The following is a 22383-nucleotide window of genomic DNA, read 5'->3' as shown; positions in this document are numbered from 1 at the left end:
TGCCATGACCGCCTCCGACAGCACTGAACGCTTCAGCAGCCGCGTCGCCGACTACGTCCGCTACCGGCCCGATTACCCACCCGCGCTGCTGGAGTGGCTGCACGGCCCGATGGGCGTCAGCCGCAAGGCACTGGTCGCCGACATCGGCGCCGGTACCGGCATTTCCAGCCGCCTGTTTCTGGCCAGCGGCCATCCCGTTGTCGCGGTTGAGCCCAACGCCGCCATGCGGGGCGCGGCCGAGCAATGGCTGGCACCGCAGTACCCGCAGTTCCGTGCGGTGGACGGCCGCGCCGAGGCCACCACACTGGACGATGCCAGCGTCGATCTGGTCAGCGTCGCGCAGGCCTTCCACTGGTTCGACACCGTGGCGGTCCGCGCCGAGTGGCAGCGCATCCTGCGTCCCGGCGGCCAGGCATTGATCTACTGGAATTCGCGCCTGCTCGATGCCAGTCCGTTCCTGATCGGCTACGAACAGCTGCTGCTGGACTACGGCACCGACTACACCGCCGTGGCCGAGCGCTACCAGGACGACGCCACCATGCAGGCCTGGTTCGGCCCCGGCCTGCGCGGCATGGTGGAGTTGCCCAACGTGCAGCACCTGGACTTCGATGCCCTGCGCGGGCGCCTGCTGTCCTCCTCCTATGCCCCTCAATCCGGTCATCCGCGCCACGCGCCGATGATCGACGCTCTGCAGCACCTGTTCGCCGCCCACGCGGTCGACGGCCAGGTTGCTTTTGAATATCGAACCCGAGCCTTCCTCGGCACGCTGGACTGAACCGACGCATGTATTCGCTTGCCCGCCCCTTCCTGTTCTCGCTCGACGCCGAGCGCGCCCACGGCCTCGGCCTGTCCGCACTGGACCTGGCCTATCGCACCGGTACCACGCCGCTGCTGGCCGCACGCATCGCGCCGATGCCCAGCACGGTGTTCGGGCTGACGTTCCCCAACCCGGTCGGCCTGGCCGCCGGCCTGGACAAGAACGGCGAGCACATCGATGCATTGTTCGCGCTGGGCTTCGGCTTCGTTGAAATCGGCACCATCACCCCGCGCCCGCAGGCAGGTAATCCGCAGCCGCGCCTGTTCCGCCTGCCGGAACACAACGCGATCATCAACCGCATGGGCTTCAACAATGCGGGCGTGGACGCACTGGTGCGCAACGTCGAGCGCGCGCGCAACCGCCGCGGCCTGCTCGGCATCAACATCGGCAAGAACAAGGACACCCCGAACGAACAGGCCGTGGACGATTACATCGCCTGCCTGGACAAGGTGTACCCGCTGGCCGACTACATCACTGTCAACATTTCCTCGCCCAACACCGCAGGCCTGCGTGAACTGCAGGAAGAAACCGCGCTGCGCCAGCTGGTCAGCCAGCTGCGCGACCGCCAGGAAGACCTCGCGGCCCAGCATGGCCGCCGCGTGCCGATGCTGGTGAAGGTGGCGCCGGACCTCAGCGAACGCGACATCGATGCCGCCGCCCGCGTGCTGGGCGAACTGCAGGTGGACGGCGTGATCGCCACCAACACCACCATCGACCACAGCAAGGTGGCCGGCGACCCGTTGGCCAACGAGGCCGGTGGCCTGTCCGGTGCGCCGGTGCTGGAGCAGTCCACGCTGGTGCTGCGCCGCCTGCGTTCGCGCCTGCCCGAATCGGTGCCGCTGATCGGCGTCGGCGGCATCCTGTCCGGCGCCGATGCCGTGGCCAAGATGGCCGCAGGCGCGGCACTGGTGCAGTGCTACAGCGGCCTGATCTTCCGTGGCCCGGCACTGGTTTCCGAATGCGTGGAGGCGATCCGTCGCCGCCGCGAAGCGCCCAGCCGCGGCGCGGTGGCGCCGCTGTGAGCGCGCCCATGGACACCGTCGACGGCAACGCCCCCCTGCGCTGGACGCTCACCCGTAACGCGCCGCTGCAGGCACTGAATACCTTCCACGTGCAGGCCAGCGCCGCGCAGCTGCTGGAACTGCACGATGCCGCGCTGCTGCCGGAGGTGCTGGCACTGCCCGAGGTGGCCAACGGCTCGCTGCTGGTGCTGGGTGCCGGCAGCAACGTGCTGATCGCCGAGGACCTGCCGGGCACTGTGCTGGTGTTCGGCAACCGTGACATCAGTTTCCTTGAACACCGCGCCGACCACGCGGTGGTCCGCGCCGGTGCCGGTGTGCCGTGGCACGGCCTGGTGATGTGGTCGCTGCAGGAAGGCCTGTCCGGCCTGGAAAACCTGGCCCTTATTCCCGGTACGGCCGGTGCCGCGCCGATCCAGAACATCGGCGCCTATGGCGCGCAGGTCGGTGAGTTCATCCAGGCGGTCGAAGCCTGGGACTGCCAGGAGCAGGCCTGGGTGCGGCTGGACAACGAACAGTGTGGCTTCGCCTACCGCGACAGCGTGTTCAAGCAGCAGATGGACCGCTACCTGATCACCGCCATCGAACTGAAGCTGCCGCTGCTGCACGATCTGCGCATGGACTACGCCGGCATCCGCGACGAACTGCAGGCGCAGGGCGTGGAGCTGCCCGGTGCGGTGGACGTGGCCAATGCAGTGATCGCGATCCGCCGCCGCAAGCTGCCCGACCCGGATGTACTCGGCAACGCCGGCAGTTTCTTCAAGAACCCGGTGCTGCCGCTGGAACAGGTCGACGTGCTGCTGCAGCACTTCCCCGACCTGCCGGTGTTCCCCGCCGAGCAGGACGACAAGCGCAAGGTCTCTGCGGCCTGGATGATCGAATCCTGCGGCTGGAAGGGCTTCCGCGACGGCGATGCCGGCGTGGCCCCCAGCCATGCACTGGTCCTGGTCAACCACGGCAACGCCACCGGCGCTGAGCTGCTGGCACTGGCGCGCCGCATCTCGGCCTCGGTGCTGGAGAAGTTCGGCGTGCCGATCGAACCGGAGCCCCGCCTGCTCGGCGCACAGTGGTGAACAGCCCCGCTCTTTCCCCCAGCGCCACCCCGATGCGGGCGGCGCTGCTGATGCTCGGCAGCACGATGGCGTTCGGCCTGATGGCGGTGGCGATCCGCTATGCCACACGCTACGTGCCAACCCAGGAAGTGGCGTTCTTCCGCAATGCCTTCGGCCTGCTGGCACTGCTGCCGATGCTGCTGCGGCCCGGCCGTGCGCCCTTGAAGACGCAGCAGCTGCCACGCTATTTCGTGCGCAGCGCGATCGGCCTGGGCTCGATGCTGTGCGCGTTCTGGGCGCTGGGCCATCTCCCGTTGGCGCAGGCGGTTTCACTCTCGTACTCCACGCCGCTGTTCGTCACCATTGCCGCCGTGCTGTGGCTGGGCGAAACCGTGCGCGTGCGCCGCTGGGCCGCGGTCGTGGTCGGCTTCATCGGCGTGCTGGTGATCGTGCGCCCCGGCACCGCCGGCTTCACCGCCGGCAGTCTGGTGGCCGTGGGCGCGGCCGTGCTCAGCTCGTTGGTGGCGATCCAGATCAAGCAGCTCACCCGCGTCGACAGTGCCGATACCGTGGTGCTCTATACCTACGTGTTCTGGGTGCCGCTGTCGCTGGTCCCGGCGTTGTTCGTCTGGGTCTGGCCGACCGGGTCGGCCTGGCTGTGGCTGCTGGCCACCGGCGTGCTCGGCACCGTCGGCCAGCTGTTGTGGACCCGCGCGCTACGGCTGGGCGAAGTCTCCGCCCTGACTCCGATCAGCTTCCTGCAGCTGCCGCTGGTGACGCTGTTCGGCTGGCTGCTGTTCAACGAAAGCGTGGACCGATGGACGATCATCGGTGCCGGCATCATCCTCGCCGCCAACGCCTACATCGCCCACCGCGAAGCCGTGCTGTCGCGCCGCGCCGCGAGCGCAGCCGCCTCGGCAGCGGCCAAGCCCGCCGAGTAGAGCCACGCCACGCGCGGATGATTCCTGTGCGCCTTACAGCGCGCGATACACCCGCTCTGCCGCGTCGAACACGTTACCCGGTGCGAACTGTTCGCTGAGGAAATGCAGCGACTGACGGCGCAGCTGCGGCGAACGATCCTCGCCATCGCTGCCCAGCAGAACCTGCTGGAACTCGATCAGGTCCTGCAGGATGCGCCAGTGCCGGTACCAGGCAATCCAGCGCGGGTCGCCGTGGTCGCTGCCATAACCCTCCTCGAAACCCAGCGGATTCTCGCGGCCCCAGCGCCCGCCCACCGCGGCACCGATGAACATCAGGTCGCGCTCGCGCGGTGCCAGCGACAGGCCATCCCAGTCGATCAGGTGCAGGCCGCCGTCGTTGCCCATCAGCAGATTGCCGGCATGCAGGTCGGTATGGCACAGGTGCAGCGCCACCGGGACCTCCTGCAACGCCGCGTGCAGCTGCACTGCCTGTGCGTGCAGCGCCGCGATGCGCGCGTGCTGCTGGTCCCATACGGAAACGAAGGCACGGCCCAACCCATCCCTGGCGGCGGCCAGGCCCTCGCCGGCCAACCATTGTCCGACCGTATCAAGCGCCGCGGTTTCCATCCGCAGGCTCGGCAGCGCCTCCTGCAGCGCCGGTGGCGGGCGCGCCTCGTGCAGGCGCCGCAGCACCTCGCCCAATCGTTGCCACTGCGTGCGACTCAACGCGGCCTCGAAGCCGGACTGGCCTTCCACGTACGGAAACAGGGTGAACTGCAGGCCCCAGCGCTGCACCGACGCTCCACCGGTCAGGGCCGGCCAGGGCGCGACGATTTCCTCGATACCCAGCGTGCCGCGCAGCCAATGCAGGGTGTCCCAGACGGCGGGGGCAACCTGGTAACTGCGGCATTTCAACCACCATTGCCCGCGCCGTGCATCGATGCGATACACGCTGGCGTTGGCATCGGCGCCAACCGGGCGTGGCACCACGGCGTTGGCGGTGATGCCATAGGACTGCTGAAGGACTTCGCCGAGATGCTGCGCCGAAGCGGATGACATGGATGCAAGCGGAAAGTATTACCTGCCACCACTATCGCAGATGCGCGGGCCGCGACACAGACATGTCCGTCACAACATCGTGCCTGCGCGACCAATGTGCTAGCCGGCAATGCGCCGCATCACCGCTTCCAGCGGCCCCCGCGCGAACCGCCAGGACCACAGCCACGCTGCGCCCGTGGCCAGCATCAGGAACAACAACGCCCACAACAGCACGGCCGGCAGCGAAGCACTGCCATCGAGCAGGCCCAGCCATTCCAGCGTCCCCATTCCCAGCAGGATGTGGCCGACGTACAGGGTCAGGGTCATGCGCCCTGCCGCAGTGAGCGGCCCCAGCCAGTCCCCCGGATACCGGCGGCTGACCCACAGGCACATGGCAATCGCGCTGCAGGCCGCGCCTGCGCCGGTCAGCACGTAGGCCGGTCCCGGCGGCATCGGTTGCGTCCCCAGCCACGCCTGCCAGGGCGTGCCGTGCGCCAGGTGCTGCACCCCCTGGCCCGCGCCGAGCAGCAGCACGCCCAGCAGCAACAACGCATGCTGCACCCGCGGCTGCGACAACTGCAGGCGTGCCAGCAGCATGCCCAGCAGGAAGAAGCACATCCAGGGCAGCAGGGGATGGAAGCCGTTGAACAGCAGGTTGCGCACGGCACCCGGCCAGTGCCAGAGACCGGCGTATTCCAGCGTCTGCCAGTTCCAGCCCTGGCTGTAGTCCCACTGCAGCAGTGCCCAGAACGAACCGGCCGCGAGGCCGGCGATGCTGGCCAGCAACACCTGCGGCGACGCGCGCAACCACAGCACCGCCAGCGCGAAATACACCGCGTAGTAATGCAGGATGTCGGCCGGGAACAGGGTCAGATTGAGCAGGCCCAGCACAAGCAGGAACAGCGCGCGCCGCCAGGTCTGCACGCTGGCCTGCATCCAGCCAGAGCGCTGCGTGGCCAGTACCAGGCCAAGTCCGGCCAGGGTGACGAAGGTCGCCGAGGCCTTGCCTTCCAGAAGACGGAAGAAGCCTGCCAAGCCACCCGTGCGCTCGGCAGGCACGGCCATCGCCAGGCGGAAATTGACCAGCACCATGCCGGCCAGCGCCAGATACCGCGCCAGATCCAAGCCGTGCAGCCGCCGGTCATCGGCGCTCATGCACGTGATCCCAGCAGCCGTGCCAGCAGTTCGAGGTCCAGCACGGCGTCCTCCACGCTGCCGGCTTCACCCAGGCCCTGGCGCAGCGCATCGCTTTCGATGGCATCCAGCAACACCTGCGCCTGCAGTGCCGGGGCCAGCGCAGGGCGCCGCCGCTCGCGCCGCGCAATGCCCTGCAGCGCATCGCCCAGCACCTGTTGAAGCTGCCTCCGGTTGGCCGCGAAGGCCTCGGCCACGGCGCGGTTGCGTGCACTCTCGGCCAGCACCTCGACCGCGAGCGTTGCCCACTCCGGTTGCCGGCACAACGCGTGGAAGTCCTGCAGGAATGCCAGCACCTGCGCGCGCTCGCCGTCGGCCGCCGCCAGCCGCTGCAGCATCGGGGCCAGTTCCTCGCTTTCGGCCACGGCCACCGCAAGGATGATCGCCTCCTTGCCCGGGAAGTGGTTGTAGAGATTGCCCAGACTGACACCGGCCGCCTGCGCGATGTCGCGCATGCTGGTCTGGTGGAACCCCTTGGCGAGGAAGCACTGCAGGGCCGCCTGCAGGATCAGGGTCACGCGCTGCTCATTGCGGTCGATTCGGCTCATGGCGCAGATAGTGAACGAACGTTCGTCCATTTTAAAGAATGAAGAGGTCCGCCGGCAGGGCAGCGTTCAGCCCCGCCCCAAGCCGGCCTGCGCGGCTTCAGAAGAACTCGTCGAGCAGACGGTAGAACGCCAGCCGTCGTTCGTCGCCCACAACGCCATAGCGGCGGAACAGCGGTGCGACCCACCGGGTGTCGCCGAAGTTGTGGACCAGGCTGCGCGCGGCCAACGCCAGATCCTGGTAGCGATCGGCCACGCCCAGCCGGCCACAGTCAATGAAACCGCTGAAGCGGCCCTCGGCTGCCAGCAGGTTCGGCAGGCAGGCGTCGCCATGGCTGACCACCAGATCCTCGTGATCGGGCCGGGTGGCGCGCAGTTCGGCGAACACCTGCTGCGCGCTCTGCCCCAGGCGTTCGTCATCGAAGTCATCGGCGTCGACCAGGCCCGCCTCGACACGTGTCTGTGCGGCCTGCAGGCGCGAGGCCAGCCGCTGGTCGAACGGACAGCTCGCCACCGGCAGGGCATGCAGGCCCCGCAGCGCGTCGGCCAGCAGTTCCACCAGGTGCTGGGGCGCGAGCGCCGGCGACGAGGCCAGATCGTGGCCAGGCAACGCACTCATCAGCAGCCAGCGCCGCCCCCCCTCCTCGGCGGTGGCGATCACCGTCGGCGCCGGCTGGCCCTGCACCTGCAGCCAGCGCAGGCGCGCTATCTCGTCGCCCAGCTCACTGAAGGCGTCGATCACTTCCGACTTCAGGAAGGCATCGGCCTGCCCTGGACGATGCACGCGGGCAACGTCCGCACGCGAAACACCGATCGACTGCCGTTCAATGCGCGCGTCGGCCAGCGCTTCCTGCCAGGCGTGAGGCAGGGGCATGCCATCCATGCGTGCGTGGGTTGCTTCCATGCCGGGGGACGCCTGTTGCCGATGACTGCACGGATTCTCGCTCATCCGGCATGCCCCCCGTCAACAGCACCCATGATGGAGCTGTGCCTGGCGCGCTGAACATTCCCGTTACGGAACGGCATGCATGGATGGACGAACGGCCACGCACCGTCCACATTGTCGCCGACTGCCACGGGCCGTGCTGCGTGCTGTCCAACGATGCGGTGGCGATGCTGGACGAGGCCGGACGGGCGGCGCAGCATCTCGCTGCCGGCTACCCCGAATGGAAGGCGTCCGGCCTGCAGGTGGATCTGCCCCGGCACTGAGCGAGACCACTGTCATGGATGATGCGTTTGCCCCGATGATCGATGCCAGCTGGCGGCGCATCTGCGCGGGTGAGCGCATGCTGCAGGACGATCCCCTGTTGTACCTGGCCTGCAGCGATGATTTCGACGAGGGTGAGGACGGCATGCTGCTGCAACCGCTTGCTGGCCCTGCGCGCGCGGTGCTGCGCCCAGTCCTGGTCGAACGCCTGCAACTGCACGCACGCGCACATTGGACACTCGCACAACTACGGCAGCGGCTGATCGACGTCGGCCAGCGCACGCATGGCGCCGACCGCCTCTTCTATTTCCCTGCTGCAGAACTTGCGGCACTGACCGAGCACCCTGCACCGCCCCGCATCCGCCGCCTCGCTCCAGCCGATGCTGCTGTGTTCAACGCGTTCCAGGCCAGCGCCAGCAAGGAGGATCTCGATGCCGCCTGGGTCGAACTCGACCACTGGCAGGTGTTCGGTGCCTTCGACGGCGAGCAGCTGGTCGCGGCCGGCAGCCTGTACCCGTGGAGCCTGGATCCGGCACTCGCCGACATGGGCGTGCTGACACTGCCCGAAGCCCGTGGCCGTGGTCATGCACGCCGGCTCGTGCAGACGATGGCCGTATCCGCCCAGGCCTCCGGGTTGCAGCCGCAGTACCGCTGCCAGCTCGACAACACGGCCTCCATCACCACTGCCGAACGCAGCGGCCTGCGCGCGTTCGGCGACTGGGACCTCATCCTGGCGGCCTACTGATACCGCCACTGCACAACCAGGGAAGCAACATGAAATTGATGATCATCGGCGCCAGCAGGGGCCTGGGACGCGCGTTCGTGGAAGGCCTCTGTGCCCCGGGTGACACTGTGATTGGTGTCTCGCGCACCCGCCCGCACGGCATCGCCTGCCCTGACGGCGTCACCCTGCAATGGATCGAAGCAGACCTGTCCCAGCCCACCGCAGCGGCCGACCACATCGCAGCACAGGCACCGGCCGATATCGATGTACTGATCCACAACCTGGGTATCTGGGAAGACAAGGCCTTCAGCGACGAGTACGCCTTCCTCGATGAAAGCGATGCAGCACTCACGCAACTGGTCGACGTCAACATCACCGCGACCCTGGTCCTGCTGCAACGCCTGCTGCCCCGCGTACTGGGCGCAGCGCGCCCGCAGCTGGTGCTGACCGGTTCGACCTCGGCCCTGCCGCGCAGTGGCCGCCCGGAAGTGGCGTTCGGCGCATCGAAGTTCGCCCTCAACGGCATCGCCGATGCGCTGCGCGAGGGCTTCCGCGATCGCCACCTGGCGGTGACCAGCCTGCAGTTGGGCTACCTCAACACCGAAGACGGCTTGTCGGTGCCGGTGGCCGAGGCCGCAGCGCGCGGCGACGGTGAGCAGGTGCCGGTCCATGATGTCGTGGCGATGGTGCGCGCTCTGCTGCAGCTGTCACCCTCCGGCTTCGTGCGCGAACTGGTGCTTCCGGCCATCGCCGACCCACGCTACTGACCCGGCCGACCGGCGCAGGGCAGCATCAGTGGCCGCGCGCGCGGCCGTGGTTTACCCTGCTCGTCACTGGCCGTCGGTCACAGGCGGGAACCTGCTATGGATGCGCTTTCACGGGTTTCGGCCCAGGTCCTGGACAGCGCCCTGCCCAGCCTGCCGCTGTACCTGCTGCAGGCCACGGCGGTGATCGGCATGATCGGCGTGCTGCTGATCGCCACCCGTCGCGCCGGGCACGCCATTGAAGGCCGTCGCCTGTATGTCGGCGTGGCGCTGGGCCTGATCTACCTGTTCAATTCCTGGTTCGTGGCCCGTTACACCCAGGGCGTGGTCAAGCTGCACCTCGGCTTCGACATCCTGCTGGTCAGTGGCCTGCTCGGCGGATGGCGTGGCGGCCTGGCCTGCCTGGCCGCCGCCCTGCTGGCCCGCTACCAGTTCGTCGGCACCCAGTTCTTCCTGCCTGCCAGCCTTGAGGCCGCGTTGCAGATGATGGCCGGTGTCTGGCTGCGCAGGCGCCTGCACCCACGCATGCTCAACGAGCTCTCGCCCCGCATGATCCTGCAGGCGTGGTCCGTGCGCATCGGAATGACCGCTCTGGGCCTGGCGCTGGGTGTGGCGATCATTGGCGCCGACCAGCTGCCGGTGGCCGAACTGGCGATCCAGCGCCTGTTGGCACTGCCGGTCTCGCTGCTGATGCTCGGCGCGGTGTTCGCGCTGGTCTACAACGATGCCCAGATCGATGCACAGCGCCAGCGCGAACAGGCCTGGCTGCGCGTCGACCCGATCAGCGGCCTGCCCAACATGCGGGCGCTGGGCGAACGGCTGCAGCATTTCTGGCGCGACAACGACGGCCTCGGCAAGGCCTGCCTGGTGGTGGTCGAAATGGGAAACCAGCGCGACCTGCGCCTGCGCTACGGCCCGCTGCAGGACAACGGGCTATGGCATCGCGATACGCCGGCGGAGGTCCACCGTTTGCTGCCATCGCTTCCAGTGGACGATGTGGAGGTCTACCAGTTCGGCGACGCCGCGCTGGCGATCCTGGTACGCGGCATGTCCTTGACCGAGCTGCGCATCCAGGCCCATATCACCGAGCTGGCCTGCAATCTTGCCGACCGCGTCGGCCGCGACTGGCCGGGCTTCCGACCACTGTTCCGCTGCGCGGTGGTCGAGCTGAAACCACCGACCGCCACCGATGAAGGTCACCTGCCGTTCCGGGCGATCACCCTCGCACTGAGCGCAATCGAGTCGGGCGTGGTGTTCTTCGATGACCCGATCCAGCGCGACAGCGAGATCGATGCGCTGATCGAGGTCGCACTCGAGCGCTGGCTGCAGCAGGGTGACGCCCCGCTGTGCTACCAGCCCAAGCATCGCCTGCACGATCGCCAGCTGGTTGGCGCCGAAGCACTGCTGCGCATGCGCGATGGCGAAGGCCGGCCGATTGCCCCCATGCGGGTGATCTCGCTGCTGCGCCGGCAGGGCCGGCTGGCAGACCTGGAATGGGCAACGCTGCAGTCGGCGGTGCACTTCCTGCAGCACTGCCGGCAGGACGGCGCGGCGCTGACCGTCGCAGTCAATGTGTCAGCCGAATCCCTGCGCCTGCCCGACTTCGGCCTGCGCCTGCAGGAGCTGCTGCAGCTGCACGACATCCCCGGTGCGATGCTGCGGCTGGAAATCGTCGAGTGGACCGAGATCGTCGAGCGCGACGTGGTCGATGCCAACATCGCACAGCTGCTGGCAGCCGGGATCACCCTGTCGCTGGATGATTTCGGCGCGGGCTATTCGACCCTGATCCTGCTTTCGCAGCTGGCCATCGCCGAGGTCAAGATCGAGCAGGCGTTGATCGCCACGCTGTCCGACGCCAAGTCGCAGTCGATCGTGCGCTTCATCGTCGAAGTCGCGCACCGCTGCGGTGCGATCGTGGTGGCCGAAGGCACTGAAACCCTGGCGCAGGAACAGCAACTGCGCGCACTTGGGGTGGATGTCGGCCAAGGCTATCTGTACTCGGCAGCGCTACCGGCCGACGAGTTCCGTCGCTTCGCCGCCAACTAGACGGCGTAGAAACCCAGGAACATGGCCACCGCCGATTCGGCGACGCGTGCGCGTTCCTGTGCGTTCAACGGCGGCTGCCCCATCGTCACCTGCGGCCAGAACGCGAAGCTCTTCACCAGCCCATGCAACTGGTGGCCGGCGAATTCCGGATCGACCTTGCGCAGTCGGCCGTCGGCAATCGCTGCGCGAATCCAGGCGCTCTCGCCACTTTCCTTCTCGCCCATGCGGCAGACGATGGCCTGCGCCCGTTCCGGTGAGTGGATGATCTCGGCCATCGCGACCCGCGCCAGGTCGATGAAATTCCCGTCGCTGAGCAGGTCCAGCTTCTGGCCCAGCAACTGCAGCAGCTGCGCCTGCAACGGCTGGTCCGCGCGGTACGGCAGTGCGTCGCTGGCCACGCTGCGCTCCCACAGCTCCTCCAGGATCATCGAGAACAGCGCTTCCTTGCTCGGGAAGTGGTTGTAGACGGTGCGCTTGGAGACCCCGGCCACCTCGGCGATGCGGTCCATGCTGGTCGCCTCGTAGCCCGATGCACGGAACTCCTCCACCGCTGCGCGCACGATGGCTTCGCGTTTGCGGTCGGTCAGGCGTTGCGGGGCACGGGACATGGCGGGAACTGGGTAGCTGAACGGACGCCACCATTTTACACCCGACAGTGTACTTTTGAAAAACACGAAACTACACTGTGCAGTGTACCCAGCGGACGTCACCCATGAAGCGCCTGCTCCTTGTCCTCCTGCTCGGAATCCTCGCCGTGACCGCCTACACCTTCTGCAAGTCCTGGTCCCTCCCCGACTTCCCCGATTCGCCGCAGTACCGCGACGGCAAGTTCCGCAATGCCCTGCCCCGTCCGGCGATGGGCCTGCGCGACGGCGCGGAGATCTGGTGGACGTTCCTGTTCAACAAGCCCAAGGGCACCGTGCCCGCTCAGCCGATTCCGGTGAAGCCGCTGGACCGCGCCACCCTGGACGCCGCGCCGGATCGCAGCCTGTTCCGGCTTGGGCACTCCACGATCCTGCTGAAGCTGCGCGGCCAGTACTGGCTGACCGACCCAGTGTTCTCCGAACGCGCCTCGCCGGTGCAGTGGATGGGCCCGGCGCGCTTCCATGCACCGCCGATCAGCATCGACGACCTGCCGCCGATCGCCGGCGTGATCCTCTCGCACAACCACTACGATCATCTCGACCATGCCGCGGTGATGCAGCTGGCCGGCAAGACCGCGCGCTTCATCGCACCGCTGGGTGTGGGCGATCAGTTGATTGCGTGGGGAGTGGACGCCCGCAAGGTGGAACAGCTGGACTGGTGGCAGTCGACCGAAGCCAGTGGCCTGCGCCTGACCGCCACCCCGGGCCAGCATTTCTCCGGCCGCGGTTTGGGCGACAGTGACCGCAGCCTGTGGGCGTCATGGGTGATCCAGGACGGCGACTTCCGCATCTTCTTCAGCGGCGACACCGGCTACTTCGATGGCTTCAAGGCCATCGGCGAGAAGTACGGCCCGTTCGACCTGACCATGATCGAAACCGGTGCCTACGATCCACGCTGGGCGTTCGTGCACATGCAGCCCGAACAGACCCTGCAGGCGCACCTGGATCTGCGCGGCAGGTGGCTGCTGCCGATCCACAACGGCACCTTCGACCTGGCCCTGCACGAATGGCAGCAGCCATTCGAGCGCATCACCGCCCTGGCAGCCGCGAAGAATGTTCCGGTGGCCACGCCGATGATGGGCGAAGCGCTGGACATGCAGGCGCCGCAGGCGGGTACGCGCTGGTGGGAGATGGTGGAGCTGTAACAGCGGGTGCGCGTGACCTGCCGGAAACCATGTAGAGCCGAGCCATGCTCGGCTGCTTCTCAAAAGTGTAGCGTATGGCCTGGCCGACAGCCGTCCAGAGCCACATCCGTCAGCCCTCCCGTGATGGCAGCGCCAGCGTCCAGCGGCGCTGCAGTGCGTCATGTAACCGATTACATCCCTTGCTAGCGTAGCGCTCGCCCGATTCCGGTCGAACCTGCGAGGCTGTCCGTAATGACGTTGCGCGCCGAACGCTCCAAGGTCTCCACGCCGCCTTTTCCGTTGCACCGTGCCGCTGCCCTGCTGTTGGCCGCGCTGGCCTTCAGCGCACAGGCACAGACCCTCCCCCCGCGCAGCCAATGGCAGGCCAGCAGCTCCTCTCAGCAGGTACCGGCGATGGCGATCAGCCACCTGATCGACGGCGACCCCAGGACCGTCACCGGCGGTGCCTTCAGTCCGGGCCACTGGTTCCAGATCGATCTGGGCGCACCGACGCTGCTGGCGGGCGCACGGCTTACCTGGGATGTCTCCAATCCAGAGGGCTATTCACTGCAGACCTCGCTGGACGGCACGCAGTGGCAGACCGCGTACACGATGGCCGATTCGCTGGGCGACGTGGAAACGCTGTACTTCGCGCCGCGACAGGCGCGCTACCTGCGGCTGGCCAGTCCGCAGCGCACTTCCGATTGGGGCGTGTCGATCTTCGAGATGGAGCCGCTGGACAGCACGCTCAGCGCACGCATCAGCGGTGTCGATGCAACGCAGGCAGCGGCGCTCTGGCAAGGCGGCGGCACCGTCGCGGTTCCAGCCGGAAAAGGTGGATCCCATACGCTCGAGATCATGCTGCCTCGCGTCCAGTCCACAGCCGGTCTCGCGGTCGACTGGGCCGACGGCGGGCGCGGCGCCGCCCGCTTGCAGGCGCAGGACGCACAGGGCCGCTGGCAGGATCTCGCACACGATGCACAGGCGGCCAGCCATCGGCAGAGTTGGCTGGCCGCTGATACGGCACAACCTCTACGTGCATTCCGCCTGAGCGTGGACGGTGCAGCCCCGCAGATCGCGCGCCTGCGCCTGCTTGGCCCGAAAGCCGTGATGACACCGATGAAGCGCTACCAGATCGCCGCCAGCGGCGCGCAGCGTGCGCTGTTCCCGGCGTCGCTGCAGATGCAGCAGACCTACTGGACCGCCGTTGGCGTGCACGCAGGGCGGCAGAAATCCATCTTCGACGAATACGGCAACCTGGAAGCATTCAAGGGTGCGCCGCTGGTACAGCCACTCTGGCGAAGCGCCGACGGGCGCGCTGCAGGTGCCGCCGGGCAGCCCGTACAGCACGCCCTGCGCGATGGCTGGAAGCCTATGCCTTCGGCCACTTGGTCGCCGCAGCCCGGGCTGGAGCTGCGCAGTGAGGTGTTCGCCATAGAGCGCGATGGCCAGCCGGTGACCTTCCTCCGCCATCGACTGCACAACACCGGCAGTACCCGGATCGACGGCACGCTCAGTCTGGTCGTGCGCCCGATGCAGATGAATCCGCCGTGGCAGAACGGCGGGCTGTCGCCGATCCGCGAGGTGCGCATCGACGGACAGGCCGTGCGCATCAATGGCCGCACGCTGCTGCACTCGCTCACGCCGGTGGCTGCGTCCGGCGTGGCGCCGTTCGGGAAGGACGGCGCAACGGAGATCACCGCGGACATCGCTGCCGGCGAACTGCCTTCCTCGCAGCAGGCACGTGATGACCAGGGTCTTGCCGCCGCCGCGCTCAACTACCGCGTGTCGCTGGCGCCGGGAGCCCGCGATGCCATCGTGGTCGCGTTCCCGCTGGGCACCGCCGCCGCCGATGCCAATGGCCTGCTGCCCGAAGCGCCTGTACTGGATCTGGCCACGCTGCCCCGTGATGCCAATGCGGCGTTCGAGACGCTGGCCACGCAGGCGTCCGCAGATTGGCAGGCGCGGCTGGGCCAGGTCGGCCTGCGCCTGCCCGATCCCTCGCTGGTCGACATGCTGCGCGCACAGGCTGCCTACATGCTGATCAACCAGACCGGCCCCGCGATGCAGCCCGGCCCACGCAACTACAACCGCTCCTTCATCCGCGATGGCATGGCCACGTCGGCGGTGCTGCTGCGCATGGGTGAAGCCCGCGTCGCGCGTGACTACCTGGCCTGGTACAGCGCGCACGGCGTGCATGCCAATGGCCTGGTTTCGCCGATCCTCAACGACGATGGCAGCGTCAACACCGGCTTCGGTTCGGACATCGAGTACGACAGCCAGGGCCAGTACGTGGCGCTGGTGGCCGATGTCGCCCGCCTCGATGGCGGGCCCGAGTCGGTGCGCGCATACCTGCCGAAAGTGAAGGCCGCACTGCGCTTCCTGCAGGAACTGCGCGAGCGCACGCTGGTGCCCGGCTACAAGGCCGACCAGCCGGCGCCGGAGCGATTCGCGGGCATCCTTGCGCCGTCGATCAGCCATGAGGGCTATCCGTCACCCACCCACAGCTACTGGGATGACTACTGGGGCCTGAAGGGGTGGCACGACGGAGCGTGGCTGGCCGAGTCGCTGGGTGACCACGAGACCGCCGCCTGGGCACGTCAGCAGTACAAAGCGCTGTACGACGCATTGCACGCCTCGATCCGCGCCACGATGGCGTGGAAGGGCATCGACTTCATCCCGTCCTCGGCGGATCTGGGCGATGGCGATCCCACGGGCGTGTCGATCGCACTGGACCCGACCGGCGCGCAGAGCGTGTTGCCGGCAGATGCGTTGCGGACCACCTTCGCCCGCTATCTGGAAGACGTGCGCAAGCGCAGCCAGCCCGGTGCGCTGTACGCCTACACGCCGTACGAGATCCGCAACGTGCTGAGCTATGTGCATCTTGGCCAGCCGGACGTGGCTGACGAGCTGTTGCAGGGTCTGCTTCACGACCGGCGCCCGCGTGAATGGCAGGTGCTGGCCGAAGTAGTGCATTCACGGCTGCGCTTCCCGCGCTACCTCGGCGACATGCCGCATACCTGGATCGGTGCCGAATACGGCCGCACGCTGTTCGGCATGCTGATGCGCGAGGACGATGACGCACTGTCGCTGCTGCCGGGCACACCGCCCTCTTGGGTGGCGGGGGAAGGGTTGGCGGTGGAGCGCTTGCCGACCGCGTATGGCACGTTGCAGATGCAGGCGCGGCAGCGCGAAGGGGTGCTGACGGTGGCGCTTGGCGAAGGGCTGCGCAGTGGAAAGGCGGTGAAGGTCTGGTGGCCGGCGCGCACGATGCCGAAGTCGGTGCGTGTGGATGGACGCAGCGTTTCCGACTTCGATGCCGAGGGCGTGCGCGTGGCGAAGCCATTCAAAACGCTGGAGGCGCGTTGGTAGAGCAGCGGAGCATGGCTCGGCTCTACAAAAGCAGCGGTAGCGCCGGGCCATGCCCGGCGTCAGAGCGTCGGTAACCCTGGCGGGTTGGTCTGCGACTGCGCCACGGCCTCCTCGGCCACGTTCCAGCGCGCCAATGCCTGCGCATAGGTGCCGCTGCCGATCTGGGTGTTCAATGCCTGCGTCACCGCGTCGGCCAGGCCGCTGCCCTTGCGCGTGGTCACCGAGATCGCCGCAGCGTTCGGCCAACCACCTGGGAACAGGCCCACACGCCGCACCTTGCCGTCCCGCGCCGAATAGGCACCAGTGGCGTTGGGCTCGAACGAGACATCGGCGCGGCCGGTGATCACCGCCAGCCGGCCGACCACGGCGTCATCGAAGTACTGGTACTCCACCGGCTTCAATCCCGCCGCAATATTCTGCTGGTCCCACTGCCGCAGGATCTGGTCCTGGTTGGTGCTGGCACCGACCACCACCTTCAGCCCGGCAACGTCGGCCGGCTTTTCGATCTTCTGGATCGGCCCATCAGTGCGCGTGTAGATGCCCAGCAGATCATAACGGTAGCTGGAGAAATCGAACTTCTTCTTGCGCTCTTCGGTAACCGTTACGTTCGACAGCACCGCATCGTACTTGCCTGATTCCAGCCCCAGCGGCCAGTCGGCCCACGCCACCGGCACGATCACCAGCTTCAGGCCCAGCCCATCGGCGATCAGCCGTGCGATGTCCGGCTCGATACCGACCACGTCCTTGCTGTCGGCACCATAATCGGCCAGCGGCAGCTGCCCAGGATGGGTGGCCACAGTGAACGTGCCGGGCGTGACGAAGCGGTAGCCGGCGGGAATCAACGCCTGCGCCTTCGGATCGAGCGTGCCTTTCAGCACGGCCGTGTTCGCACCGGCCAGGCTGGTCGCGGCCACGGTGCTCGCGTCCGGTGCCTGCCGCACGCGCGAGTAGACGATGCCGACGATGCCAATGACCAGCACGCCCACGATCAACAGGGTGCTGCGCGAGGGGCGACGCGGTGTTGCAGGGCTCATGGTGTTCCTTTCGCAGTTACAGGGTCTTGGCCAGGAAATCGGCGGTGCGTTGCTGGCGCGGACGTTCGAACAGCGCCTCGGGCGTGCCCTGCTCGATCACCCGCCCCTGGTCCATCATCACCACGTGGTCGGCCACGCGGCGGGCGAAGCTCAGCTCATGGGTGACGATCACCAGCGTGGTACCGGAGCTGGCCAGCTCCTCGATCACGCTCAGCACCTCGGCCACCAGTTCCGGGTCCAGCGCCGACGTGGGTTCGTCGAACAGCAGTACCTTGGGTTGCAGCGCCAGCGCGCGGGCAATCGCGATGCGCTGCTGCTGGCCGCCGGACAGCTGGCGCGGGAAGGCATCGGCCTTGTCGGCCAGGCCAACCCGTTCCAGCAGCGTGCGCGCCTGCTGCTCGGCCTGCGCGCGGTGCACGCCGCGCACCGCGATCGGCGCCTCGATGATGTTCTCCAGCGCGGTCAGGTGCGGGAACAGGTTGAAGCCCTGGAACACCATGCCCACTTCCGCACGACGGCGGCGGATCTCGCGCTCCGGCAGCTCGTACAGGGTGTCGCCGTCGCGGCGGTAGCCGATCAGCTGGCCGCCCACGGTCACGTAACCGCTGTCGGCACGTTCCAGGTGGTTGATCAGCCGGAGCAGCGTGGACTTGCCGGCACCGGACGGGCCGATCAGCACGGTCACGCTGCCCGCGCGCAGGTCAAGGTTCACGTCTTCCAGCACCGGCTGGTCGCCGAACACCTTGCCTACACCATGCAGCGACACCGATGCCCCCTCACCCGCTTCAACCTGCGCGGCGATGCGCGGGCGATTGACCACGCGCGGTGCAGCCTCACCTGTGGCGAACGTCGGTGACGAGACACGCGATACCGAGCGCTCGCGCTGCAGTTGGCCGCGCGCAAAGCGCTGCTCCACGCGTCGCTGCAGCAGCGACAGCACGGTGAGGATCACCAGGTACCAGACCGTGGCCACCATCAGCAGCGGCACCACTTCCAGGTTGCGCCGGTAGATCACCTGTACCGTGTAGAACAGCTCCGGCAGCGCCAGCACGTAGACCACCGAGGTGCTCTTGGCCAGGCCGATCACATCGTTGAACGCCGCCGGCAGGATCGAGCGCATCGCCTGCGGCAGGATGATGCGACGCACCTGGCGGCCACGTGGCAGGCCAAGCGCCGCTGCGGCCTCGTACTGGCCATGGTCGACCGACAGAATGCCGCCACGGATCACCTCGGCCGAGAACGCGGCCTGGTTCAAGGTGAGACCCAGCACTGCGGCGGTGAACACGCCGATCAGCTGCGTGGTCGGGTACGAGAATAGACTGATGCCGGTGAACGGAACCCCCAGCTCGATGGTGCTGTACAGGTAGCCCAGGTTGTTCAGCAGCAGCAACAGCACCAGCAGCGGAATCGAACGGAACAGCCACACATAGCCCCACGACACCGCCGACAGCAGGGGCGAGCCGGAGACGCGGGCCAACGCCAGCAAGGTGCCCAGCGCGAAACCGAGGCCGGTACCGAGCGCGGTCAGCAGCAGCGTACGGCCCAGGCCCTCCAGCACCGGGCGTGCGAAGAACCACTCGGCGAACGTGCCCCAGCCCCAGCGCGGGTTGCCCAGCACCGATTGCAGCCCGATCAGGATCAGGGCCAGTGCCAGCACCGTGCCGACCACCTGCAACGGATGCCGGGCCGGCACGATCTTCAACGCCGGTGCTGGCGCCGGGCGTGCGGCAATGCCATCCAGCGCGGTCGAAGGCGTGCTCATGCGTGGGCTCCATGCAACACGGCCTGTGATGGCACAACGACCGGCGCCGATACGCTCAAGTGCTTCTCGAACGGCAGATGCGCGATGGTTTCCGGGTCGGCCTGCAGGTCGAACAGCGCGGTGTAGCCATGGCTGAGGTACAGGCCGACCGCTTCAGGCTGACGGAAGCCGGTCGTCAGGAACACCCGCCGGTACCCTTGCCGCGCCGCCTGGTCTTCCAGCTCCTGCAGCACGCGACGCGCGATGCCCTGGCGGCGCAGCCCCGGCAGCGTCCAGATGCGCTTGAATTCGGCGGTATCCGGATCGCGGTGCGGCATGAAGGCACCGCCGGAGATCGCCACACCCTCGCGCAGCAGCAGCACGAACGCCCCTACCGGCGCCGCGAACGCCTGCGCCGGGTAGCGCTGCAGCTCCTCGCGGGCACTGCCGCCGATGCGCCGGCGCACGTCGGCGTAGCGGCTGTCGTACTCCTGTTCCAGCCCATCGAACAGAGGCCGCGCCAGTGGATCGTCCACCGAGGTATAGAGGAAGCGTTCGTTGCTGCTCATGCCACATCCTTCACCAGATAGTCTTCGGCCAGCCGCGCCCACAGGCTGGCGGCGGGTGCGATGGCGGCGTCGTTGAACACATAGCGCGGGCTGTGCAACGGTGCGCTGTCGCCGTTGCCGACGAACACGAAACTCCCGGGCCGCGCCTGCAGCAAGAAGGCGAAGTCTTCGCTGGCCGTGCGCGGCGCGAACTCCGGCACCACCTGTTCGCTGCCGAAGCCCTGTACGGCCACGTCGCGGATGTAGGCGGTCTGCCGTGGATGGTTGATCACGCTGGGGAAGCCACGCGGAAACGCGATCTCGGCGCGCGCACCGAACGCGGCAGCAGTCTGCTCGGCAATCTCGGTGACCCGGCGCCGCAGCGTGTCGCGCACTTCCGGCAGGTAGGCGCGCACGGTCAGCTTCAACTCGACGACGTCCGGGATCACATTGGCGGCCTGCCCGCCGTGGATCGAACCGACGGTGACCACGCCCATCTGCCGCGGATCGACATTGCGCGACACCACGCTCTGCAGCGCGGTGACGATGTGCGCTGCCGCCAGGATCGGATCGACGCTGCCCTGCGGCTCGGCACCGTGGCCGCCCTTGCCGATCACTTTCAGCCGCGCCCAGTCCACCGACGCCATCGCCGGACCATCGACGAAACCGAAGTGTCCCACTGGCACGCCCGGCCAGTTGTGCATGCCATAGATCGCATCCACCGGGAAGCGCTCGAACAGGCCATCGGCGATCATCTTCGAAGCGCCCGAACCGGTTTCCTCGGCCGGCTGGAACACCAGCTGCAGGGTGCCGTCGATGCGGCCGTGATGGGCCAGGTAGTGCGCCGCGGACAGCAGAATCGCGGTGTGCCCATCGTGGCCGCAGGCATGCATCAGCCCCTCGGTCTGGCTGGCGTACGCCAATCCGGAATCCTCGTGGATCGGCAGTGCATCGATGTCGGCGCGCAGGCCCAGGCGACGGCTGCCCTGCCCGCGCTGCAACGTACCGACCACGCCGGTGCCGCCGAGGCCGGTGGTGACCTCATAGCCCCACTGCTGCAACAGCTCGGCCACGCGTGCGCTGGTGCGGTGTTCCTCGAAGGCCAGCTCCGGGTGCCGGTGCAGGTCATGGCGGATCACGATGGCCGCCTCGGCGCGCGCCGCGATGTCGGGCAATATACCCGTCGTTCGGGAATTCCGCTGGGCATGGCCCGGTGCTACCGCGCTTTCTCCGCTCATCGCCTTACCCTGCCTTCCGCGCCGGCTCGGCGTCGGTCGAGTGGCGGCTGGCCTTGTACGGCAGGCCCAGATGCGCGCGCAGAGTCTGCCCTTCCAGCTCACGCTGGTGGTAGCCGCGCACCTGCAGGATCGGCAGCACCTGGGTCACGAAATCGTCCAGGCCTTCGCGCTGTGCCGCGAAACCGAGGATGAAGCCGTCGCTGGCACCGGCATCGAACCACCGGATCAACTCGTCGGCCACATGTTCCGGCGTGCCGATGAAATTCGGTCGCGGGCTCACCGCTTCCAGTGCCACCTGGCGCAGGCTCAGGCCCTTCTCGTGCGCGTCCTGCTTGATGCGGTCGGTGGTGGAACGGAACGAGTTGCTGCCGATGTCACCCAGCTCCGGGAACGGTGCGTCCGGATCGTACTGGCTGAAATCGTGGTGGTCGAAGAAGCGCCCCAGGTACGCCAGCGCATCCTCCAGCGTGGCCAGCGCGGCGATCGCCTGGTACTTGGCTTCAGCCTCCTCCGCGGTGCGGCCGACGATGGGGCCGATGCCCGGGAAGATCTTCACGTCGTTGCCGCTGCGGCCGTGCGCGATCGCCGAGTTCTTCACCTTCTGGGTGAACGCGCGGGTTTCTTCCAGCGACGGCGAATGGGTGAACACCGCATCGGCATACTTGCCGGCCAGCGCGATGCCATCGTCGGACGAACCGGCCTGGAAGATCACCGGCTGGCCCTGCGGCGAACGCTGGATGTTGAGCGGCCCTTCCACCTGGAAAAAGCGTCCCTTGTGGTCGAGGCGGCGGAATTTTTCCGGCGCGAAGAACGTGCCAGTGTCGCGCTCACGCACAAAGGCATCATCATCCCAGGAATCCCACAGCCCCTGCACCACCTCCAGGTACTCGTCGGCGATCTGGTAGCGCAGCGCATGCTCGGGGTGGGGGCGGCCGTAATTGCGCCCCGACCCCTCCAACGGCGACGTCACCACGTTCCAGCCGGCGCGACCTCCGCTGAGCAGGTCCAGCGAAGCGAACTGGCGGGCCACGGTGAACGGGTCGCTGTAGGAGGTCGACAGCGTGCCGGCCAGGCCAATCTTCTTCGTCGCCGTGGCCAGCGCCGACAGCAGCGAGATCGGCTCGAAGCGGTTGAGGAAGTGCGGGATCGACTTCTCGTTGATGTACAGGCCGTCGGCCACGAAACCAAAGGCGATGCCGTTGTCCTCGGCGGTACGCGCGATGTCGATGTAGAACTGCAGGTTGACGCTGGCGTCGGCCGGATTGGATGGGTGCTTCCACGCGTGCATGTGGCTGCCGGGGCCCTGCAGCATGATGCCGAACGGAATGTGGCGCGGGGTCGTGCTCATGGGAATCG

Annotated in this window: 20 protein-coding genes; 10 read left to right on the top strand and 10 right to left on the bottom strand. The window is 67.7% G+C overall.

Annotated features, from left to right (window positions below):
* Positions 1 to 4 precede the first annotated feature (4 nt).
* The 4 genes from DFO63_RS21785 to DFO63_RS21770 are packed head-to-tail and all read left to right on the top strand — an operon-like array spanning position 5 to position 3829.
* The gene (locus tag DFO63_RS21785; protein ID WP_119007870.1) at positions 5 to 775 is read left to right on the top strand and encodes a class I SAM-dependent methyltransferase; all 771 of its coding nucleotides are present in this window, start codon (positions 5 to 7) and stop codon (positions 773 to 775) included.
* An 8-nt stretch (positions 776 to 783) separates the two neighbouring features.
* Positions 784 to 1839 (top strand): quinone-dependent dihydroorotate dehydrogenase, encoded by a 1056-nt coding sequence (locus DFO63_RS21780; protein ID WP_014036956.1) that lies wholly within the window; start codon positions 784 to 786, stop codon positions 1837 to 1839.
* Between the two features lie 8 nt (positions 1840 to 1847).
* Positions 1848 to 2909 carry a UDP-N-acetylmuramate dehydrogenase gene (gene murB / locus DFO63_RS21775; protein ID WP_119007885.1) on the top strand — a complete coding sequence of 354 codons (1062 nt, stop codon included), beginning with the start codon at positions 1848 to 1850 and terminating at the stop codon, positions 2907 to 2909.
* Between the two features lie 32 nt (positions 2910 to 2941).
* Complete coding sequence (locus DFO63_RS21770; RefSeq protein ID WP_049445842.1) at positions 2942 to 3829, top strand: DMT family transporter; 888 nt, start codon at positions 2942 to 2944, stop codon at positions 3827 to 3829.
* Between the two features lie 33 nt (positions 3830 to 3862).
* On the opposite strand, the gene DFO63_RS21765 is transcribed toward DFO63_RS21770, so the two are convergent.
* From DFO63_RS21765 to DFO63_RS21750, 4 genes are all read right to left on the bottom strand, one after another.
* Positions 3863 to 4867, bottom strand: a complete 1005-nt coding sequence (locus DFO63_RS21765) for an aminoglycoside phosphotransferase family protein (protein WP_049445840.1) — start codon at positions 4865 to 4867, stop codon at positions 3863 to 3865.
* A 99-nt stretch (positions 4868 to 4966) separates the two neighbouring features.
* Complete coding sequence (locus DFO63_RS21760; RefSeq protein WP_049445838.1) at positions 4967 to 6001, bottom strand: heparan-alpha-glucosaminide N-acetyltransferase domain-containing protein; 1035 nt, start codon at positions 5999 to 6001, stop codon at positions 4967 to 4969.
* The gene (locus DFO63_RS21755; RefSeq protein ID WP_101765353.1) at positions 5998 to 6588 is read right to left on the bottom strand and encodes a TetR/AcrR family transcriptional regulator; all 591 of its coding nucleotides are present in this window, start codon (positions 6586 to 6588) and stop codon (positions 5998 to 6000) included. Before DFO63_RS21755 ends, DFO63_RS21760 begins: the two co-directional genes overlap by 4 nt.
* A 97-nt stretch (positions 6589 to 6685) precedes the next feature.
* Complete coding sequence (locus DFO63_RS21750) at positions 6686 to 7489, bottom strand: APH(3')-II family aminoglycoside O-phosphotransferase (RefSeq protein ID WP_119007869.1); 804 nt, start codon at positions 7487 to 7489, stop codon at positions 6686 to 6688.
* A gap of 128 nt (positions 7490 to 7617) precedes the next feature.
* Between DFO63_RS21750 and DFO63_RS21745 the strand changes: the two genes are divergently transcribed.
* The 4 genes from DFO63_RS21745 (at position 7618) to DFO63_RS21730 (ending at position 11326) form a co-directional block, all read left to right on the top strand.
* Positions 7618 to 7794: a hypothetical protein gene (locus DFO63_RS21745; RefSeq protein WP_259337468.1), complete on the top strand. Its 177-nt coding sequence runs from the start codon at positions 7618 to 7620 to the stop codon at positions 7792 to 7794.
* A 14-nt stretch (positions 7795 to 7808) separates the two neighbouring features.
* The gene (locus DFO63_RS21740) at positions 7809 to 8537 is read left to right on the top strand and encodes a GNAT family N-acetyltransferase (protein WP_119007868.1); all 729 of its coding nucleotides are present in this window, start codon (positions 7809 to 7811) and stop codon (positions 8535 to 8537) included.
* Positions 8538 to 8566: 29 nt separating this feature from the next.
* A complete protein-coding gene (locus DFO63_RS21735; protein ID WP_119007867.1) occupies positions 8567 to 9283 on the top strand; it encodes an SDR family oxidoreductase in 717 nt (238 codons plus the stop codon).
* Positions 9284 to 9379: 96 nt separating this feature from the next.
* Positions 9380 to 11326 carry an EAL domain-containing protein gene (locus DFO63_RS21730; RefSeq protein WP_119007866.1) on the top strand — a complete coding sequence of 649 codons (1947 nt, stop codon included), beginning with the start codon at positions 9380 to 9382 and terminating at the stop codon, positions 11324 to 11326.
* Here DFO63_RS21730 and DFO63_RS21725 read toward each other — a convergent pair.
* A complete protein-coding gene (locus DFO63_RS21725; RefSeq protein ID WP_049445826.1) occupies positions 11323 to 11934 on the bottom strand; it encodes a TetR/AcrR family transcriptional regulator in 612 nt (203 codons plus the stop codon). The two genes, DFO63_RS21730 and DFO63_RS21725, sit on opposite strands and share 4 nt — an antisense overlap.
* A gap of 104 nt (positions 11935 to 12038) precedes the next feature.
* On the opposite strand from DFO63_RS21725, the gene DFO63_RS21720 reads away from it, so the two are divergent.
* Positions 12039 to 13115, top strand: coding sequence for an MBL fold metallo-hydrolase (locus DFO63_RS21720; RefSeq protein ID WP_119007865.1), 1077 nt, complete (start codon positions 12039 to 12041; stop codon positions 13113 to 13115).
* A 231-nt stretch (positions 13116 to 13346) separates the two neighbouring features.
* Complete coding sequence (locus DFO63_RS21715; protein WP_119007864.1) at positions 13347 to 16466, top strand: discoidin domain-containing protein; 3120 nt, start codon at positions 13347 to 13349, stop codon at positions 16464 to 16466.
* Positions 16467 to 16525: 59 nt separating this feature from the next.
* Here the strand turns inward: DFO63_RS21715 and DFO63_RS21710 are convergent, their stop codons facing one another.
* From DFO63_RS21710 to DFO63_RS21690, 5 genes are read right to left on the bottom strand one after another with little or no spacing between them, the layout of a single operon-like run.
* Positions 16526 to 17500 carry an ABC transporter substrate-binding protein gene (locus DFO63_RS21710; RefSeq protein ID WP_119007863.1) on the bottom strand — a complete coding sequence of 325 codons (975 nt, stop codon included), beginning with the start codon at positions 17498 to 17500 and terminating at the stop codon, positions 16526 to 16528.
* Positions 17501 to 17516: 16 nt separating this feature from the next.
* Positions 17517 to 19262, bottom strand: a complete 1746-nt coding sequence (locus tag DFO63_RS22450) for an amino acid ABC transporter permease/ATP-binding protein (protein ID WP_119007862.1) — start codon at positions 19260 to 19262, stop codon at positions 17517 to 17519.
* Positions 19259 to 19810 (bottom strand): GNAT family N-acetyltransferase, encoded by a 552-nt coding sequence (locus tag DFO63_RS21700; protein ID WP_049445818.1) that lies wholly within the window; start codon positions 19808 to 19810, stop codon positions 19259 to 19261. The genes DFO63_RS22450 and DFO63_RS21700 overlap by 4 nt, the downstream gene beginning before the upstream one ends.
* A complete protein-coding gene (locus tag DFO63_RS21695) occupies positions 19807 to 21027 on the bottom strand; it encodes a M20 aminoacylase family protein (protein WP_119007861.1) in 1221 nt (406 codons plus the stop codon). The genes DFO63_RS21700 and DFO63_RS21695 overlap by 4 nt, the downstream gene beginning before the upstream one ends.
* A 4-nt stretch (positions 21028 to 21031) precedes the next feature.
* Positions 21032 to 22375: an LLM class flavin-dependent oxidoreductase gene (locus tag DFO63_RS21690; protein WP_119007860.1), complete on the bottom strand. Its 1344-nt coding sequence runs from the start codon at positions 22373 to 22375 to the stop codon at positions 21032 to 21034.
* Between the last annotated feature and the right edge of the window lie 8 nt (positions 22376 to 22383).

This window comes from Stenotrophomonas sp. AG209 (assembly GCF_003550055.1).
Lineage (GTDB): Bacteria > Pseudomonadota > Gammaproteobacteria > Xanthomonadales > Xanthomonadaceae > Stenotrophomonas.
Note: the sequence above shows the minus strand (reverse complement) of the source record. Positions and strands in the feature narration are given on the sequence as shown.